19 protein-coding genes are annotated in these 17,036 nt (G+C 41.2%); 1 reads left to right on the plus strand and 18 read right to left on the minus strand.

From position 1 onward, the window contains the following. Positions 1 to 2 precede the first annotated feature (2 nt). The 18 genes from ACTJLE_RS00195 to ACTJLE_RS00280 form a co-directional block, all read right to left on the minus strand. Positions 3 to 572 carry an ACT domain-containing protein gene (locus ACTJLE_RS00195; protein ID WP_481266923.1) on the minus strand — a complete coding sequence of 190 codons (570 nt, stop codon included), beginning with the start codon at positions 570 to 572 and terminating at the stop codon, positions 3 to 5. Positions 573 to 665: 93 nt separating this feature from the next. Next, positions 666 to 1,430: an aspartate kinase gene (locus tag ACTJLE_RS00200; RefSeq protein WP_481266924.1), complete on the minus strand. Its 765-nt coding sequence runs from the start codon at positions 1,428 to 1,430 to the stop codon at positions 666 to 668. A 130-nt stretch (positions 1,431 to 1,560) separates the two neighbouring features. Then, on the minus strand, positions 1,561 to 2,169 hold the full coding sequence (gene recR, locus ACTJLE_RS00205) for a recombination mediator RecR (protein WP_481266925.1): 609 nt from the start codon (positions 2,167 to 2,169) through the stop codon (positions 1,561 to 1,563). A gap of 6 nt (positions 2,170 to 2,175) precedes the next feature. Continuing rightward, the gene (gene dnaX, locus ACTJLE_RS00210) at positions 2,176 to 4,542 is read right to left on the minus strand and encodes a DNA polymerase III subunit gamma/tau (RefSeq protein ID WP_481266926.1); all 2,367 of its coding nucleotides are present in this window, start codon (positions 4,540 to 4,542) and stop codon (positions 2,176 to 2,178) included. A gap of 95 nt (positions 4,543 to 4,637) precedes the next feature. After that, positions 4,638 to 5,045 (minus strand): Rv3654c family TadE-like protein, encoded by a 408-nt coding sequence (locus ACTJLE_RS00215; RefSeq protein ID WP_481266927.1) that lies wholly within the window; start codon positions 5,043 to 5,045, stop codon positions 4,638 to 4,640. Then, positions 5,042 to 5,416 carry a TadE/TadG family type IV pilus assembly protein gene (locus ACTJLE_RS00220; protein WP_481266928.1) on the minus strand — a complete coding sequence of 125 codons (375 nt, stop codon included), beginning with the start codon at positions 5,414 to 5,416 and terminating at the stop codon, positions 5,042 to 5,044. Before ACTJLE_RS00220 ends, ACTJLE_RS00215 begins: the two co-directional genes overlap by 4 nt. A 46-nt stretch (positions 5,417 to 5,462) precedes the next feature. Further along, positions 5,463 to 5,738, minus strand: coding sequence for a DUF4244 domain-containing protein (locus ACTJLE_RS00225; RefSeq protein WP_119487048.1), 276 nt, complete (start codon positions 5,736 to 5,738; stop codon positions 5,463 to 5,465). Between the two features lie 199 nt (positions 5,739 to 5,937). After that, positions 5,938 to 6,585 (minus strand): type II secretion system F family protein, encoded by a 648-nt coding sequence (locus ACTJLE_RS00230; protein WP_481266929.1) that lies wholly within the window; start codon positions 6,583 to 6,585, stop codon positions 5,938 to 5,940. Positions 6,586 to 6,587: 2 nt separating this feature from the next. Further along, complete coding sequence (locus tag ACTJLE_RS00235; protein ID WP_481266930.1) at positions 6,588 to 7,163, minus strand: type II secretion system F family protein; 576 nt, start codon at positions 7,161 to 7,163, stop codon at positions 6,588 to 6,590. Positions 7,164 to 7,220: 57 nt separating this feature from the next. Continuing rightward, the gene (locus ACTJLE_RS00240; protein WP_481266931.1) at positions 7,221 to 8,282 is read right to left on the minus strand and encodes a TadA family conjugal transfer-associated ATPase; all 1,062 of its coding nucleotides are present in this window, start codon (positions 8,280 to 8,282) and stop codon (positions 7,221 to 7,223) included. A 24-nt stretch (positions 8,283 to 8,306) separates the two neighbouring features. Then, complete coding sequence (locus tag ACTJLE_RS00245) at positions 8,307 to 9,413, minus strand: CpaE-like family protein (protein WP_481266932.1); 1,107 nt, start codon at positions 9,411 to 9,413, stop codon at positions 8,307 to 8,309. Positions 9,414 to 9,541: 128 nt separating this feature from the next. Next, positions 9,542 to 10,909, minus strand: a complete 1,368-nt coding sequence (locus tag ACTJLE_RS00250) for a ClC family H(+)/Cl(-) exchange transporter (RefSeq protein ID WP_481266933.1) — start codon at positions 10,907 to 10,909, stop codon at positions 9,542 to 9,544. An 88-nt stretch (positions 10,910 to 10,997) separates the two neighbouring features. Next, a complete protein-coding gene (locus tag ACTJLE_RS00255) occupies positions 10,998 to 11,408 on the minus strand; it encodes a fluoride efflux transporter FluC (RefSeq protein ID WP_481267091.1) in 411 nt (136 codons plus the stop codon). After that, positions 11,408 to 11,911, minus strand: a complete 504-nt coding sequence (locus tag ACTJLE_RS00260) for a fluoride efflux transporter FluC (RefSeq protein ID WP_481267092.1) — start codon at positions 11,909 to 11,911, stop codon at positions 11,408 to 11,410. Before ACTJLE_RS00260 ends, ACTJLE_RS00255 begins: the two co-directional genes overlap by 1 nt. A gap of 97 nt (positions 11,912 to 12,008) precedes the next feature. Further along, entirely contained in the window at positions 12,009 to 13,310 is a 1,302-nt protein-coding gene (locus ACTJLE_RS00265) for an adenylosuccinate synthase (RefSeq protein ID WP_481266934.1), read from the minus strand. 118 nt (positions 13,311 to 13,428) lie between these two features. Further along, positions 13,429 to 14,484, minus strand: coding sequence for a class II fructose-bisphosphate aldolase (gene fbaA, locus ACTJLE_RS00270; RefSeq protein ID WP_481266935.1), 1,056 nt, complete (start codon positions 14,482 to 14,484; stop codon positions 13,429 to 13,431). A 79-nt stretch (positions 14,485 to 14,563) separates the two neighbouring features. Further along, entirely contained in the window at positions 14,564 to 14,905 is a 342-nt protein-coding gene (locus ACTJLE_RS00275) for a chorismate mutase (RefSeq protein WP_481266936.1), read from the minus strand. 5 nt (positions 14,906 to 14,910) lie between these two features. Further along, entirely contained in the window at positions 14,911 to 15,372 is a 462-nt protein-coding gene (locus ACTJLE_RS00280; RefSeq protein WP_481266937.1) for an Lrp/AsnC family transcriptional regulator, read from the minus strand. Positions 15,373 to 15,767: 395 nt separating this feature from the next. On the opposite strand from ACTJLE_RS00280, the gene ACTJLE_RS00285 reads away from it, so the two are divergent. Next, positions 15,768 to 16,973 (plus strand): pyridoxal phosphate-dependent aminotransferase, encoded by a 1,206-nt coding sequence (locus ACTJLE_RS00285; protein WP_481266938.1) that lies wholly within the window; start codon positions 15,768 to 15,770, stop codon positions 16,971 to 16,973. The last annotated feature ends 63 nt before the right edge of the window (positions 16,974 to 17,036 follow it).

The raw sequence follows: 17,036 nt of genomic DNA on the forward strand, positions 1-17,036 counted from the left end.
CTTCAGCGACCGCTTCCGCCGTACACAACAGCTTCAATCTGATTTGCGTCCAAGCCGTAAGCAGTGTGCAAAGCGCGTACTGCTTCATCAAGCTGATCAACCGGCACTAAAGCAGCAATACGAATTTCCGAAGTGGAAATCATTAGCGTATTAATGCCATGATCACTTAATGCTGTAAAGAACGTAGCAGCTAAACCAGAATGTGTTTTCATACCGACGCCAACCACTGCTACCTTACCAACGGTAGGATCCACGTCCATAGAAGTGAACTTCAATTCGTCGCGAGCTTCTTCAAGAACTTTACAAATTGCTTTCATCGACGAGCTAGGAGCAGTAAGAGAAATATCCGCAGTACCAGTAGATGCGCTTGCTTGAGCAATCATATCTATATTTGCATTAGCTTTTGCGAGAGTATTGAACACTTTCGCAGCCATTCCAGGAATATCTGGAATTCCACGAACTGTAATCATAGATTCGCTGCGATCATGCGCAATACCTGAAATAATAGGCGTTTCAACACCTAAATCTGGGAACAAATCACCCATGGTAGAACGAATATCCTGATTTACCATTATTACCGCCCTTAATTTCTACTTGCTAGCTATATGTAACGAATTTGCTTTCTTATTTACAGACTATACTTGCTTATTTTCTAATACTTAAAATTAACTCAAATTAGGTAAAGTATGCGGATCTACATTGCGCGGAACAATAAGCGTTCCGTTCCTGCGCGAAAATGAGCTTCGCACATGAAGAGGCATACTAAAACGCTGCGCATACTCAACGCAACGCAACGCAAGCACACGCGAACCGCATGAAGACATTTCAAGCATAGAATCGTAATCAATAACTGGGATTCGCTTAGCAGTTGGCACAATACGAGGATCCGCAGTGAAAACGCCATCAACATCTGTATAAATTTCACAAATGTCAGCTCCTAAAGCAACTGCAAGAGCAACTGCTGAAGTATCTGAACCTCCACGACCAAGAGTAGTGTCATCCCCTATTTCACTAATTCCTTGGAATCCGGCAACAATCGCAACGCTTCCCTTACTAAGCGCACGACGAACACGGTCCGGTTTGACTGCACGAATACGAGCTGCACCAAATTGAGTGTCGGTCATAAAACCTGCTTGCGAACCGGTAAAAGAGTAGGCGTGCGAGCCTTGAGCATGAATAGCCATTGCAAGCAAACTCATAGAAATGCGCTCACCTGCTGTCATAAGCATGTCCATTTCGCGAGCAGGAGGATGCGCATTTACGCTCATTGCTTGATCAATTAAATCGTCAGTAGTGTCTCCCATTGCGGAAACAACTACTGCAACATCGTTACCAGCTGCTTTTGTGGCAAGAATACGTTTAGCAACGCGTTGTATGGCATCGGTATCCGATACAGAAGAGCCACCATATTTCTGTACGATAAGCGCCAATTTTTACCCCTTGCTCATGTCGATACAGATAAACGCATAAGATACAACAAATCTTTGGTTTGATATTAGCCTATCAACTGTGCTCTATTATTCGCAATTATTGACGGTTCGCAAGCTAAAAACTCAAATATCACACAGTTTGGCGGCCAGTAAAAGCGCGTCCAAGCGTTATTTCATCCGCATATTCCAAATCGCCGCCAACAGGCAAACCACTTGCCAAGCGCGTAACTTTAATATCTAGAGGATCAAGCAAACGCGCTAAATATGTAACTGTTGCTTCGCCTTCAATATTTGGGTCAAGCGCAAGAATAACTTCTTTTACTTGAGGATTTTTAAGACGCTCAAGCAATTGCGTAATCGCCAAATCTCCCGGCCCCACGTTTGCCATTGGATTAATAGACCCACCAAGAACGTGATAAACACCTGTATATTCGTGCGTGCGCTCAATGCTCATAATATCTTTAGGCTCTTCAACAACGCAAATTTTGCTATGATCTCTGCGCGGATCCGCACATATAACACAAGGCGTTTGTTCACACACGTTGCCGCAAATATCGCAAAAACGAACGCTTAATTTCATTTCATTAATAGCGTCGATTAACTCTTGAGTTTCTAAATCAGGAGCAGATAGCAAGTAAAAAGCAATTCTTTGAGCGCCTTTCGGGCCAATACCTGGCAGTTTAGAAAACGCGTCAATAAGACGACCAATAGCGCCATCATAAGACGATGCATTATGCACTGTTTATTACTCCTCTTGCTTTTTGCTTGTATTAGCAGCTACATTTTTAGGATTTTTAGGATCGCTAGCAGCAAATTCTTCAACAGTTTTTACTTCAAACATTTGCTTAAGCTCATCATCGCTTACAGAATTTGCAACTTCTAGCGAAACATCATCCATTGAGCACTCATCTTCAGACGCTCCACCTGATGGCATTTCTTGAATTTGCTCAGCCTGCTGCGAATCTTGATTATTTTGATCAAATTGCACGCTAGAAGCAGATTCGTTAGTTTTTGCAGAATATACTGCAGGCGATTCTGTTTTTGCTGCAGGCTGCGTTTGTGCTGCAGGCTTAGTTTGCGATACAGGCTTAGTTTGCGATGCTGCTTCTACTGATTGCGAAGAATCCTTAGGTTGAGCAGAATCCTTAAGACTAATAACATCAGCAATAGGAACAGACGACATCTCTGCCCAAGCATCATCTTCAGCAGCCGGTAAAGCAACTTCTTGCTTTAGACCTTCCGCAGTATTATTAGAATCTACTGACGCTGCGGAGCCATCAGTTTTCTGAAAATCCGAAGATGCTTTTTCTTTGGAAGAACTTTCGTTCGTGCCATCACTATCGGAATCATTTTTTGCGCTAAAACCAGTAGCTATGCCAGTTTTGCGCAATAAAATATCACGCTTAACTTTAGCGAGACTTTGAGGATCCATTCTTGCAACAGACTCAACTTTTTCACCATTAGCAGCAACAGGGGCCGGAGCAATCATTACTTGATTTCCGAACACTTCTTTAACTACGCTCATTACTACTTTTGGTACCTTTTGACCATCGTAAGGCGAAGTTGTGCACAATGCGAGCGCAAACGCATGCTGACTTATTGGCTCGTTAAAAGTCAAAACTAAATGTTGCCGGCCCGGTTTAACAGAGGCAAGCTGAACTTTAGGCACATATTCGCTCGTTACATATTCACGAACATCTTCAGGCAATTTCGCAACTACTTCATCCCACATTTTGTTCACGTCTTTAGAATCATTATTTTGAGATTCGGCAGTAGAAGTAGTTTCTTTAACGTTAGATGCTTGGCTTAGCTTAGTTTCTTCTATTTTTTTATTGCTTTGTGAGCCTATAAAATGCCCACCAGAAGATGCAGCTTTATTTTGCAAACTATCTTTTTGCAAACTATTGCTTTGAGCAGTAGCAGTAGCATGATTTTGCTGATTTGAAGATGAGTTTGATCTTAAGTTGGCAGAATTTGTATTAATTTCGCTTGCGTGCGAAGATTCAATTTCACTGTCTGCAAGCAGGCGCGCAACCAAAATTTCTAAATTCATACGTGGTGAAACTGCGCTAGACATTCCGCTTAATGCACTATTAATAGTTTGTGCCATACGAGATAAATCAAACAAAGACATTTTTGTGGACTGTCTTTTCAAGGATTCCAAATCGTCTGGAGCAATATCATTAAGCAAATCGGATGCAGCATTAGCACCAGCAGACACAATAAGTAGCAGATCACGAACGCGACCAAGTAAATCTTCCATAAACTTGCGAGTATCGTAACCGCCAACAACAACGCGACGCACTACATCGTATATTGCAGCACCATCATGCTCAATAAGCGCATCAATAGCTTCGCCAATTAAAGCGCTAGGAGTAAATCCGAGCAATGCCACAGCTGAATCTAATGAAATAGCACCATCTACAGCACAAAGCATAAGCTGATCAAGCACAGAAAGAGTATCTCGCATTGATCCAGCTCCAGCGCGCATAGCAAGACGCAAAACACCCGGCTCAGCAACAATGCCTTCTTTTTTGCAAATATCTTCAATATACGGGCTCATTACTTCCGGAGGCACAAGTCGGAATGGATAATGGTGAGTACGCGAACGTATAGTTCCAATAACTTTATCGGGTTCAGTAGTTGCAAAAATAAACATCACATGCTCAGGAGGCTCTTCAACAATCTTCAACAATGCGTTAAAGCCTTGTGGAGTTACCATATGAGCTTCGTCGAGAATAAATATCTTGTATCGATCACGAGCAGGAGCAAAACCAGCTCGCTCGCGAAGTTCTCTAGCGTCGTCAACACCGTTATGACTTGCAGCATCTATTTCTACAACGTCTATTGAACCAGGACCGCCGGTTGCTAAATCTTTACAACTTTGGCATTCACCACAAGGATGCGAAGTTGGACCCTTCTCACAATTAATACAACGCGCCAAAATACGTGCAGAACTTGTTTTGCCACATCCGCGAGGGCCTGAGAATAAGTACGCATGCGTAATTTTGCCTTGGTCTAACGCCCTAGACAAAGGTACGGTAACTTGATCTTGTCCAATAACACCATCAAAAGTGTCAGGACGATACCTACGATACAGTGCAAGTGCCATGTTTTCTAACCTACCGCGAGCTAACTATTTCCCCGTATATTTTATTTCAGATTAGCAGCATCCGCCACCCGTCTTTTTGTGTAAAAAAGCACTTTTCAGTGCGATTTATCACAATCTTCCAAACCTGCTCGTGCTGCAACCTCTACGCTTGGAGCAAAAGGAATATTCAAAGGAGCTGTAACGCGTACAGTTACGTCATCCTTAGTTGACGTACAAAATTTCATTTTTAAACGACTTGAAACAACAGTACGACTAGCAGTGCTACAAGCATTTGGTTCCATGCGTTGCAGTGCGGAAGCTCCAGACAATGCCGCAGCTGTAGCTACAGCATAAGCTTGATGTTTAACACTTAACACATGCCCCAAAATTGCCGAAATCACAAGCATAACGCAGACTGCGATTACAAGCACTATGCCAAGCACCGTGCCAGAACCGCAGTCAGCCTTATTCTTTAACTTACGCACAAAAATTATTGAATGCTTTACAAAATTACGCTCACTCATGCCAAAACCTGACTTACATGACTTTCCACCAAAGGCGGCAATATGTGAAGAGGATCTGGAATAAGAGGACATTTCACCACAATATTTGCCACATTTCCACTTTTGCTTACTCTTACAGAAGCACCCGTTCCTGCAACTCGTTGAGCAATACTCGCTGCAGCTTTATCGTTGTGATGAGTAACCATATAGTACGCAACTTGCGCTGCAGCATCGTGACAATTCATTGTGCAAACAACCGCTCTACCTAAACCAAGCAGCACTAATACAATTGCTAATGCGCATGGCAAAACAATAGCAAACTCAGCAGTTACAGCACCAGAATCTTTTTTAATAACACACAACCGTCGCTTACAAACAATAATTTTTCGCATCGTAGGCTCATTTCACTCGATTTAACACATGAATCAATTAAATCAACTAACCAATTTTCAATGCTTTTTTCACCAAATCAGTCAAAGTTTTACGAACTTCTCCTGACTTCAAAATAGCAACTAGCAATGCAGCGAACCCAGTAGCAGCAATAATAACAACTGCATATTCGGCAGTTACAGCACCAGAATCCCGTTTATTAAGATTGCTAGAGCATCCATTACTTTTTTGCCGTAAAAGAGATTCAACTGATTCTAATTGTTCATCTACTTGCAACATAGATACGTAGTATCTTGTAGCAAGTTTTTGCATCATCCCAACCATAATCTTGTACCTTTCCCTTCACGTATCCGAAATTTTCGGATATTAATATTCTTACAAGCTAATACGTAATCTCCAATAAAAAATTTGCATTGTGGATAAAAGCTAATTAACCCTAGAAAATATTCATTTATAAGAAAATTTCTTTTTAAAAATAAAAAAATTTTAATTTTCCAAACTATTAATTATTAACTATTAACTATTAATGCATAAACGACGCAACAGTAGGAAAAATACCAATGCACATAAAAGCCGGCAAAAAGCACAAACCAACCGGAAGAAGCAATCGCACAGACAATCTGGAAGTTTCTTGCCTAGCAACATTTGCCATAGTTTGCTCATAATGTTCTGAAAGAGCAGACAATACAGGAACTGGAGAAGAACCACGGCACCAAGATTCATAAAGCGCCATACTAAGCCAATTAGCCAATATTGTTGAAGAATCTATCTCATCATTTTTTGCATATTTACTACTTTTCTTATTTTGTTCAGGTTTCAAATTATGCACATAAGTTTCAGACCATGCTTCATGCCAAGAATCCCCCAATAATAAAGCATTTGAAACATTGCACAGCCATATTCCGTAACCGCCCGGCAGCACGCTTCCAACTGCGTCAAGCGCGCGCGGAATAGAAACTCCACTTCGCAAAGCAACAATAATCATATGCAATCCAAGCAAAGGATCTATGTCTAACGAACTAGAATTACGCCATTCGTATTTCATAATTGAACTACTAGGGAAATTATTATGCTCCTCCAAAGCATGCGCTCCTAAACGTAAATTGCAACATTGCCACACCATCACAACGCATACTGGCACAATAATCCAAAGCTGATTCGTGTACTGCATATTTAGCTCCTTAACGCAGCATTAGACATAGTGCGCTGAGATATTCTCAACATAGAACGCACCCAAGCTAGCCCCAAGCTATAACACGTTGCACCAATAGCTAATAAAATCCATCCGTGAATTGTTGTAATAAGAATAAGAATTGGATGCCCACCTAGCAATTCACCAGCCAATAGAGACAAAACAGGTAAAGCGGTAAGCAATTTTATAGTTGATTTTGGCATAGAAGCAACGTCGTTACGTAAATCTTCTGCACGACGCTTGGCATGGTACGAAGCAGAAGTTGCTTCAACGCAAGTAGTTATAGAACAGCCCAAAGTGTTACTTAATTTATAAGCCGACATAAGATTTTCTGCAACGCTATGTATATGTTTTTCAAGTCGACTTTTTTGGCTATTAGATATAACGCGATTTTTTGGCAAACATTTAGCGTAAAGCCATAAGTAAATAAGATTCGTATTTACAGCAGCAAATTTAGTACGCTTAGAAAGCTCAGCATCACACTGAATTACATTTTCAAATGTTGAGCCAGCTTTCAACGCTGCAACCAAACCGGCAAGAGCTTCTTCAATATCCATTTTTACCCCCAATATTAAAAATGCAATATGAATTTTTAAGTGCGATTACGAGCAAACCTACGAGCAAACAAGAATATTATCTTTAGGAAGATTCCATCGCTTAGCAAACTTATTCCACGATTGCGAAGTTTCTATGCGAACATTGTTTCCGCCACGATTCGTCAAACGCAATACAGGAATTCCTCGCAAAGCTTCGCCGCTAGGAGAAGATTCTAAAATTCCAAGTTCTCGAATCATTCGCTTACCGTCAGCCATTCTTTCTACGTGAATAACCACGTCAAAAGCGCCAGCTGCTAAAGCACACAAAGCGGCAGGATCTAATCCGGCAAGCAAACCTAAAGCCATAAGTCGAGCAGGAACTTTTTCTACTTCGTCGGCATGCAAAGTTGTCATTCCACCCTTATGCCCAGAAGTAAAAACGCGCAACAAATCCGCAATCTCTTCACCTCTGCATTCCCCCAAAATAATTCGATCCGGACGCATTCTCAAAGTCGCTTTTACTAATTGAGATAATCCAATCTCGCCAACGCCTTCCACATTTGCTTCGCGCACGCTTAAAGACACGTGATTTGCAGTTAGCTCACCAAGCTCTCGAGTTTCCTCAACAGATACGATTCTGTCATTACTATCCGCAATAGAAAGAAGCGCTTTCATAAGCGTTGTTTTACCCGAGCCTGTGCTTCCGGTAATCATAATATTGGCTTTTAATTTCACAAGCATGCCAAGAACATAAGCAATCTCTTTAGGAAACATGCCTTGATTACTTAACGCTAATAAATCGTAGCGTTTTAGCGACGGAAAACGTATAGATAAAGCTGCTCCTTGAGCTACTACAGGAGCAAGCACAGCATGAATACGAACACCTGAAGTAGTTGAAGCGTCTGCAATAGGGCAAGCGTCATCCAGCCTTTTGCCTAATTGCGCGCAAATCCACACCGCATACTCACGCAACAATGCAGGATTACACAAAGGCACGCGCGGCTTACATTCGCGCAATCCTTTGCCTCGATCAACCCAAACGCGGCCTTCTTCGCTTATTACCATGTCTGTAACTAGCGGGTCAGAAGCAAATTCTTGCAAAATACCAAAATCAATATCACGAACATTATTTCCAACCATAACTCCCCCTAATATTTCGAACTTCTATTTTTTAAAATTTCTATTTTCAAAACTGCTATATTTAGAGCGACGATACTTTTCAACAATCTCTTTTGAATTAGATATAACATCCCCCAAAAGCCAATGTTCTAAACGATTCATAGTCGGCTTCATCGATGAAGGTATATTTCTTATTCCATAGCCGCCTATTATGTCGGAATATAAATGAGCATCATATGGCAAACAGCTTATTATTGGAGTTGCTAAATATTGAGAAGCTTCATCAATATTTACAGCATAAGATTTTGCTGCTAACCCGCGTGGGCATAATCCGACTGTAGAAAATTCATTATGAAGCGTTTCAACATTTTGAATCTCTTCAAGCCTTTGAAGATGCGCGCGAAAACGCGCTAAATCTAGCACCGATAATTCAACTGCTCCTAAAGTTGTAGCGCTAACTAATTGTGGAATATCGCGATAAATTTTTTCTACTGAATTTCCAGCACCAATATCAACAATAACAACATCGCAAGCTTCAGCTAAGCCTCGAATAGCAGCCTCTACTACCCAAGGCTCAGGGTTTTTGCCTTTCCACGGAGAAAAAGCTAAAACGCCAACCTCATCCCAACGCAATAATTCATTACAAAGCACATACCCATCACATCTTCCAAGAGGAGCATCAACCTCTTGCAATCGACGACCTTCATCAAATTCCAAACCAAGCAAAACATCTAAACCGCCATGTGTTAAATCTGCATCAACAAGCGCAACGCTATACTTTTTTTCGCTTATATGCCGCGCAATAAGAGATAAAAGTGTGCTTAAGCCAATTCCATCCGTTGCAGCCATGCCGACTAATATGTTTGACGGCAAAGGATCAAACACGTGGCTTTCAATAGGAGTTTCTTCAACGTATTCGCAAAAAGATTCAGCACACTCTTTTACAGAAACGTTGCTTTTATGATGCGAAATAGGAGCGATAATTGTGTGATCGTTCGCAACAACTGTTTTGTCCGATTCATCAAATGAAATATCTGGCGTTATGCAAGCGCTCGCGCAAGCACCTAATTTTGGCGGATAAGCATAGCGCTGCAGTTTTGCCGTGTTTTCAGCCGCATTTTTAATTGCATTTATATTTGTAGTATTTTCCATGCGACTATTGAAACGCATATACAATCAGTTAACAATATAAAAAATGCAATGTGGTTAAAAGCTTCGTAAGTATATAAAATTAAATAATTTTTTAGTAGATTAAATAATTACTTTCGTAAATTAAATAATTACTTTACAACTTCCGCAGATTTCAACACAAGATTACCGTGAGTTTGCATGTAGCGTTCCAATAATTCGCCATAAATAGGCTTAGTTTTTAGCACATCCGATACCAACAATGCAATAAACGCAGATGCTGCAACAGGCAAAGTATGTATCATGGTGCCAGACATTTCTACAGTTAGCAAAATTGATGTAAGCGGCGCTTTTACAGAAGCAGACAAAGTTCCTGCCATTACGCACACGGCAAACACTGGTATAAACTTCGCATCAATGCCAAATATAGAAATGCTAGTAATACTACGCGATGCAACGCCTCCAGCAAGCGCACCAACCGCAAGAATAGGCATAAAAATACCACCCGGAGCTCCGCAGCCAAAACTTGTAGAAGTAAATAGCATTTTCGCCACAAATAGCAGACAGAGCATAGCGATACTTATTTTTCCATATTCTGAAAGGCGCACAAGATTAGATCCGCCTCCAAGAACTTCCGGAAGGAACAAGCCCACTGGTATTGCAATTAAGCAAGCTACAATAACAGGCATCCACTTTGGCAAATAACCATACAAGGTTTGCAAACCAAGAAGAGACCTATTCATCAAAGAGCCAACAAAACCAGCAAAAATACCGAGAGGAATCAGCCAGAAATGCAATTCCATTGGCAAATCCGGAATTTTTCCGAAATCAAGAACCGGACGCAAACCGAAGCATGTTTGAGAAACAAAATCAGCAAAAAGAGAAGCAACTGCAGCACACATTAAAACTGTGGAAGATATGCCATGCTGCACTTCTTCCAAAGCAAACATAACGCCAGAAAGCGGAGCAGAAAATGCCGCTGACAAGCCAGCAGCAGCACCAGCAGTTACAACATAATGCTCTTTAGAATCGTTGCGCTTGCCGTTTCGGAATATTCTAGCTAGCATTTGCGCTCCGCAAGCACCAATCTGAATTGACGGGCCTTCTCTACCAAGAGACAAACCAAACAAAGAACCAAGCAAACCTGCTACAAAGCGAACCGGCAAAATAGTATGCCAACGCATGTTCAATCCACGATTAACGTAGCCCACGACTTGTGGAATGCCACTTCCGGAAGCCATGCTTTCTTTAAGGCTCATCCAACCAACAATAAGACCCACAATCACAGCAAATATTATGCAAGGAATAATAAGCCACAAATTGTTATGAATTTGCAAAAATGCCCATCTAGCAAAATCAGTACCGCACTCAATTCCGAGCCTATAAAGCGCCACAAGAGATCCAGAAACAACTCCAACAACCATGCCTGCGACTACTATTTTCCAGCGAAGTTCACAAAAAGTATCAGCTATTTGTGATGCACAGTTGCGCACAAGGCTTATTACATTCTTAAAATCCACTACTACTCGATTCTGCGCACAATACTTAACTATAACTAAATCGACTAAATCAACTCTAAACTAACTTTAAATCAGCTCTAAATCAGCTCTAAAGCATGTTCATCAACAAAATTTGCGAAGCAACATAGCCAACCGAAGCAGACAAAAATGGTGCAATCAGCTCAGCAACAAGTAGAAAAACACCATCTTTAACACGCTTTGACTGTATAAGATCAACTCCTTCAAAAATTGCAGTAGAAAAAGTTGAGAATCCGCCCAAAAATCCCAAAATCATGCAATAAACAAACTTAGCGCCAAAAATTGTTACTGCAACCATAAAAACATTAGAAATAACTCCTAAAGCAAACGATGCTGCACAATTTATAAACAGCGTTGCAACAGGAACTCTACTATCATGGCTTGCAGAAATCTTTTTAGTCATCACGCATCTTAAAACAGCACCCAAACCGCCAAAGAAGCAAGGCAAAACAAATATAGTAAAAATGTACAAAAGACCCATCATTTCACCACCTTAGTATTAGCTTCTTGAGCAGTACGCTCTCGCTTTATATTAATGCGACTTGCAATTCCTGTTCCAAGCCGACTGCCAACAAACGCCATAAAAACGCCAAAAATCAGGGAAAAAATCATACCTACAACAGCAAACGTTACGCGCGGAGTTACAAAAGACACTGCACTTTCAAATGCGAAAGTAGACATAGTTGACAATCCTCCACAAAAGCCCGTTCCTAAAGCATATTTGTAAAAAGTTTGCTTTTCTTTAGATAGCGCTTTAACAGATATTGCAGTAACAAGAGCGAAAATAAAGCAAGCAATCATATTAGACAAGAAAGTGCCTAAAGTAAGCTGACCAAATATAGAAGATTGTAGATTTACCGGATAAATTAAAGGCGCGTAGGAGGAAATTATCTCGCGAACAAATGCTCCTAAAGTGCCACCAATAAAAACTAAAAGGTATAAGCGGCGTATACTTTTACGATTTTTCTCGCTTTTTTTATTCATTTTCACCCTTTTCGCAAAACTCTTTTCATAAACCAAAACGACACTCTCGATTGAGAAGTGCCGTTTTGTTAAGTTAATCATCAAAGAATAAACAATTTCAGTCCGTTAGCGAGTGAACACTAATAATATGATCTCGCTGCGGACCAGTGCCAATAGCAGAAATACGGCAGTTAGAAAGCTCTTCCAATCGCTTCACATAATTCTGGGTATTTTGAGGCAAATCTTCAAACTTGTGAACTTGAGAAATATCCTCGCTCCATCCCGGAATCATCTCATACACTGGCTTTGCGGAAGCAAACAGAGACTGATCTACTGGCATTTCTTCCATTCGACGAACAGTACCGTCTGCCAAAGTAACATCGTAAGCTACGCAAACTGGAACTTCCTTTAAGCCAGTTAAAACGTCAAGCTTAGTAAGAACAATATCTGTTAAACCATTTACGCGAGTTGCGTAACGGCTTACTACAGAATCAAACCAACCGCAACGACGAGGACGGCCTGTTGTAACGCCATACTCATGACCCTGCTCACGAAGCCAATCGCCTTGCTCATCCAAAAGCTCAGTTGGGAATGGACCTTCGCCAACACGAGTGATATAAGCCTTAGCAACGCCGATTACGCGAGTAATGCGAGTAGGTCCAACGCCAGTACCTGTGCAAGCGCCGCCAGCAGTAGGATTAGAAGAAGTAACAAATGGATAAGTGCCATGATCAACGTCAAGCATTGTGGCCTGGCCACCTTCAAACAGCACGGTTTTGCCTTCGTCCATTGCTTTATTCAATACCAAGGAAGTATCCGCAACATAAGGCTTCAAACGCTTACCAAGTTCAACAAGCTGAGCAGTTACTTCATCAATATCAATAGGATGCTGGTTATAAAGCTTTACCAGCATTTGATTCTTTTGATGCAAGCTTGCCTCAACCTTGTCGCGCAAATGCTCCGCATTAAATAAATCGTGTATGCGAATGCCAACACGGTTGATTTTATCCGCATAAGTAGGTCCAATGCCGCGGCCGGTCGTACCAATCTTATGCTTTCCAAGGAAACGCTCCGTAACTTTATCGATTACGCGATGGTATGGCGTAATAACGTGCGCAGCTTCGCTTACAAGCAAACGCGAGCAATCCACACCGCGAGATTCCAAAGCGTCAATTTCTTCAAGCAGAACTTCTGGATCAACAACAACACCGTTGCCAATAACTGGAGTTACATTAGGGCTAATAATGCCGCTTGGAAGCAAGTGCAGCGCATAAGATTCATTTCCAACTACAACAGTATGGCCAGCATTGTTGCCGCCATTAAAACGTGCGACAATATCAACTTTTGAACCAATTAAATCTGTTGCTTTGCCTTTACCTTCGTCACCCCATTGAGCGCCAATAAGCACAATTCCAGGCATGCCGCACCTCCATTTTTTGGGCTAACGTTGCCCAAATTTGCACAATCCTACCTGACTAGAGTATCGCTACGCCCCTACTGATTAAGTAGAAGAAAAATACGATTAAATATCAAATCTACTATTTCAACGCTTTTCCGGCAGAACCAAGCCGCACACACGCTTCTACAACACGTTGTGCCATAGCTTTTTCGGCTTCGCGGCCCCACGAACGCGGGTCATATAATTTCTTTTCGCCAACTTCGCCGTCTAATTTAAGCACAGCATCATAATTACGGAACATGTGACCGGCAATAGCTCGCGTAAAAGCATACTGTGTATCCGTATCTATATTCATTTTAACTACGCCGTAACGCACAGCTTCAGCAATTTCTTGAGCAGTAGAGCCAGATCCTCCGTGAAATACCAGCAAGAAAGGCTTCTTAGAAGCGCCAAAAGTGCGAGTATCGCAAATATTTTGATAATTCCTATATACTTTTTCTTGGATTTCTTGCAATAATTGCGGACGTAACTTAACTATGCCCGGCTTATAAGATCCATGAACATTGCCAAAAGTAAACGCTGCCATGTATCTGCCGCGCTCGCCCAAACCAAGACGTGCAGCCACATTCAAAGCATCTTCAGGCGTAGAGTATAAGCGCTCGTCAATGTCTGCACGATGCCCATCTTCTTCACCGCCAACTGCGCCAATTTCAATTTCAAGAATTGTGCGAGATTTTTGTGAAGCATCAAGTAACTCTTCTGCAACGTCTAAATTATGTTGCAAATTAACTGTTGAACCATCCCACATATGCGATTGGAATAACGGCTCCTCACCTTTCTTTACCTGCTCTGCTTCATGAGCCAAAAGCGGGCGAATCCAGTCGTCAAGGTAAGCCTCTGCACAATGATCAGTGTGAAGAGCAATAGTGATATTTGGGTATTTAGATGCAACCTCATGCGCAAAAGCAGCAAAAGCAAGCGAACCTACTACGCGATTATTTACGCACTGACCTGAAAAATAAGCGGAACCACCAACAGATACTTGAATAATTCCATCGGATTCAGCTTCAGCAAAACCTTGAAGCGCTGCATTCAGCGTTTGAGTACTCGTAACATTAATAGCAGGATACGCGTAGCCACCTCGACTTGCAGCATCAAGCATGTGTGCATAACGTTCAACGGTTGCAATAGTCATACCTGTATTATCCGCCTTTATAACTCACATAGCTACATATATACACAAAAAAGTTACAATATAAGACTATAAAACAGGCTTAATCTTGCATTTTCTTATGGCGCTTTTTTGCTTCTGTAACAACAAATTCGTGATATTTAATTGCAATCGACTCATCCAATCCTGCTATCTTCGCAAGTTCTATTAGTCGACTTATTTGCTCATGTTCACGCTTTGCGTCCAAAGGCGCAAAACCAGCTTTAGCTTTTAATTCGCCAATGCTTTTAGTAGTTTTAAACCTCTCTGCAAGAAGCGAAATCACAGCGTTGTCAATATTATCAACAGATTGACGTAACGTAACAATTCTTTCTGCAGTATCTTTGCAATTTAGATCCAAAGAATCATCACGCACGTCAATTGTTGTTTCAGAAAAATCGCACATACTTTTTAGTCAAAATAGGTTTGCAAAACCATGGTAGTTTCCGTGCTTACTGGCACAATACGATGAATTGTGTTAATAAGCTCTTCCAATTTGCTAGGAGTGGCAACTCGCACTACCAGCATGAAGCTTGGGCTACCTGTAATAGAATAGCAAGCTTCAATTCCAGAAATATCACGCAATTTAGTAGGAATTACCGCTTCCTGAGCAAAGTCAAGCGGCGTAACTGATACAAAAGCACTAACTGGAAGTCCGCGGCGCTCATAATCAATCAACGCGCGATATCCAGTGATAACTCCCTTGCGCTCTAGTTTTTGAACGCGGGATTGCACAGCAGAAACAGATAATCCAGATGCTTTAGCCAAACGCGTTAATGTTGCGCGGCCATCGTGCTCAAGAATATCTACAATAACTGCGTCAGTTGAGTCCATAGGAATATTATTCTCAGCCTTGCTTGAATTCACAGTCATGTGAGCTCCGTTCTCTCATCGACGCTGATTGAGAATTACAATCAGATCCGTATAGCGTCGGATTGCAACCAATATTATGTTACCGTATTTTTTACAGAAAAAGAACAAAATATTATAAAAAATTATAATAATGTATGAATTTATAAAATTTAATACATTTCGATAGATATTATCTGTAGTTTTATAGGGTTTGTATATACATAATTAATATGAAGCTTATAAATTTTGACAATATTCAGCAATATAAAAACTTTAAAGTGTTGCAGAATTAAAATAATTGGCGTATAAACGAAACCTATAAACATCTTCAACTGTTCCAACAAGAAAGCTAAATAACAATAAATTTTACATAAACAAACACATTTTACACAAACAAATAGTAGAAGGAGCATAATATGGCTGTCGTAGCAAAAAACACAACTGCAATACCTCGATCAGGTATACGAGATGTGTTCGACCGCGTAGAACAAATACCTGACGCTATTTCTCTATGCCTTGGAGAACCAGGAGAAACCGCTTCTGCTCATGTTGTTGAAGCTGCTTGTAAAGCTCTACAAGCTGGAAAAACAAAGTATACAGACGTGCTTGGCATACCTGAATTTCGAAATGCTGCAGCCGCCTACACTAGCCGCGTAAAAGGCTTAGATTACGATCCAGAAACAGAAATTCAGGCAGTTGATGGCGCTACCATCGGCTTATACCTAGCAATTAAAACAGTTGTTGACCCAGGCGACGAAGTAATCATTCCTTCCCCATACTTTACTTCTTATGACGCAGAAGTTCTTATGTGCGACGCAGTTCCGGTAACAGTTGCTCTAAAACCGGAACATGGAATGCATGTAAACGCAGATGAAATTCGCAAAGCAATTACCCCACGAACTCGCGCTATTATTATCAACTCTCCATGCAACCCAACAGGAGCTGTAACAAGTGCAGAAGAATTGGCAGAAGTTGCGAAATTATGCGAAGAATTCGATTTATGGGTTATTTCGGACGAAGTATATCATCCGTTTGTATTCGCGAGCGCACCGGACGCGCAGCCTGAAGGATACGCTGTAGCGCCGTCAATTGCTGCGGTTGAAGGAATGAAAGATAGAACTATTGTTGTAGAAAGTTTGTCAAAAACATACGCAATGACTGGTTGGAGAATAGGTTACCTACTTGCTCCAAGCCATGTTATTGAGCAGAGCAGCAAAATCGCTGAAATGATGCATTCTTCAATAAATTCTAGCGCTCAATATGGTGCGATTGCAGCGCTTACCGGACCGCAAGACCATGTTCTGCAAATGCGAGAAGAATATCGCGCAAAACGAAGCTTAGTTTTGGATGCATTGTCGGATTGCGAAGCCGTAAATCTTATTGAACCACAAGGTGCATTCTACGTTTTTGTGGACGTTAGACCAACTGGTTTAACTTCTGAAGAATTTAGTAGAAAATTATTAGAAGAAGAAAAAGTTGCGGTTGTTCCGGGAGAAGCATTTGGCGCTGAAGGAAGCGGATTCGTGCGACTTTCATATGCTGGAAATGCAGATGATCTTAAAGAAGCTGTAGCGCGTATGCGAAAGTTTGCTCTTGAACAGCAAGCTAAACATGCAATGTAAATATTGCGATTATTAAGCAAAAGACTGACGAAGTAGCGGCTAAGTATTGATATACCGTTACTT

The organism is Gardnerella sp. CCPDSM (assembly GCF_056754715.1).

Excerpts from the sequence above, each read along its gene's own strand:
- ACTJLE_RS00195 (WP_481266923.1), bottom strand. The coding sequence starts at position 572 with ATGGTAAATCAGGATATTCGTTCTACCATGGGTGATTTGTTCCCAGAT.
- dnaX (WP_481266926.1), bottom strand. The coding sequence starts at position 4,542 with ATGGCACTTGCACTGTATCGTAGGTATCGTCCTGACACTTTTGATGGT.
- ACTJLE_RS00215 (WP_481266927.1), bottom strand. The coding sequence starts at position 5,045 with ATGAGTGAGCGTAATTTTGTAAAGCATTCAATAATTTTTGTGCGTAAG.
- ACTJLE_RS00220 (WP_481266928.1), bottom strand. The coding sequence starts at position 5,416 with ATGCGAAAAATTATTGTTTGTAAGCGACGGTTGTGTGTTATTAAAAAA.
- ACTJLE_RS00225 (WP_119487048.1), bottom strand. The coding sequence starts at position 5,738 with ATGGTTGGGATGATGCAAAAACTTGCTACAAGATACTACGTATCTATG.
- ACTJLE_RS00230 (WP_481266929.1), bottom strand. The coding sequence starts at position 6,585 with ATGCAGTACACGAATCAGCTTTGGATTATTGTGCCAGTATGCGTTGTG.
- ACTJLE_RS00235 (WP_481266930.1), bottom strand. The coding sequence starts at position 7,163 with ATGGATATTGAAGAAGCTCTTGCCGGTTTGGTTGCAGCGTTGAAAGCT.
- ACTJLE_RS00240 (WP_481266931.1), bottom strand. The coding sequence starts at position 8,282 with ATGGTTGGAAATAATGTTCGTGATATTGATTTTGGTATTTTGCAAGAA.
- ACTJLE_RS00245 (WP_481266932.1), bottom strand. The coding sequence starts at position 9,413 with ATGGAAAATACTACAAATATAAATGCAATTAAAAATGCGGCTGAAAAC.
- ACTJLE_RS00255 (WP_481267091.1), bottom strand. The coding sequence starts at position 11,408 with ATGGGTCTTTTGTACATTTTTACTATATTTGTTTTGCCTTGCTTCTTT.
- ACTJLE_RS00260 (WP_481267092.1), bottom strand. The coding sequence starts at position 11,911 with ATGAATAAAAAAAGCGAGAAAAATCGTAAAAGTATACGCCGCTTATAC.
- ACTJLE_RS00265 (WP_481266934.1), bottom strand. The coding sequence starts at position 13,310 with ATGCCTGGAATTGTGCTTATTGGCGCTCAATGGGGTGACGAAGGTAAA.
- fbaA (WP_481266935.1), bottom strand. The coding sequence starts at position 14,484 with ATGACTATTGCAACCGTTGAACGTTATGCACACATGCTTGATGCTGCA.
- ACTJLE_RS00275 (WP_481266936.1), bottom strand. The coding sequence starts at position 14,905 with ATGTGCGATTTTTCTGAAACAACAATTGACGTGCGTGATGATTCTTTG.
- ACTJLE_RS00280 (WP_481266937.1), bottom strand. The coding sequence starts at position 15,372 with ATGACTGTGAATTCAAGCAAGGCTGAGAATAATATTCCTATGGACTCA.
- ACTJLE_RS00285 (WP_481266938.1), top strand. The coding sequence starts at position 15,768 with ATGGCTGTCGTAGCAAAAAACACAACTGCAATACCTCGATCAGGTATA.